Below are 716 nucleotides of genomic sequence, written 5' to 3'. Positions count from 1 at the left end.
CACGGTTTAGGTTTATATATCTATATGAATGAAGACCTCCCTGACTTGACAGAAGAACAGAAACTGTTGGAAGCTGAAAAGCAACGACTTCGTGAGATCCAACCAGCACTAAAACGAGCTGAAGAACTTGGATATCCTAATATGGAACTACTTAAAACAAAGACAAAAAAAGAAATCTTTGATATTATGACAATTTGGAAAGCAACAGAGGGAAAATAAAAAATGGCAATTATCACAGTAACAGCACAAGCGAACGAAAAAAATACACGTACAGTAAACACAGCAAAAGGCGATAAGAAAATCATTTCAGTACCATTATTTGAAAAAGAAAAGGGATCTAACATAAAAGTTGCGTACGGTTCAGCATTCTTGCCTGACTTCATTCAATTAGGCGACACCGTAACGGTCAGCGGTCGTGTACAAGCAAAGGAATCAGGCGAGTATGTAAATTATAACTTTGTTTTCCCTACGGTTGAAAAAGTATTTATTTCTAATGATAATAGCAGTCAATCACAAGCTAAACAAGACTTGTTTGGAAACTCTGAACCGATTGAAGTTGATGAATCATACCTACCTTTCTAGAAAGTCGGTTACATGTACACAGCAGAAGAAAAAGAGCAAATTATCGACATCGTTGATAAAATGAGCTTACTGAAACAAGACTTTGACGGAGCTTTCACTTGGATCAAGGAAAACGTATCAATGCCATTTGACTT

3 protein-coding genes are annotated in these 716 nt (G+C 36.5%); all 3 read left to right on the top strand.

The window, feature by feature from the left end:
* Positions 1 to 219: hypothetical protein (locus tag FDW96_RS00055; RefSeq protein WP_212732839.1), on the top strand; the 219-nt coding region annotated here is incomplete at its 5' end.
* A gap of 3 nt (positions 220 to 222) precedes the next feature.
* Positions 223 to 582, top strand: a complete 360-nt coding sequence (locus tag FDW96_RS00050) for a single-stranded DNA-binding protein (RefSeq protein ID WP_137365016.1) — start codon at positions 223 to 225, stop codon at positions 580 to 582.
* Positions 583 to 594: 12 nt separating this feature from the next.
* The coding region (locus tag FDW96_RS25600; RefSeq protein ID WP_373562164.1) for a hypothetical protein at positions 595 to 716 on the top strand (122 nt) is incomplete at its 3' end.

Origin of the sequence: Citrobacter sp. TBCS-15, assembly GCF_005280815.1 — a bacterium.
In the GTDB taxonomy this organism is placed as follows: domain Bacteria; phylum Pseudomonadota; class Gammaproteobacteria; order Enterobacterales; family Enterobacteriaceae; genus Citrobacter; species Citrobacter werkmanii.
The sequence above is the reverse complement of the archived record's forward strand: the minus strand, read 5'-3'. Positions and strand labels throughout refer to the sequence as shown.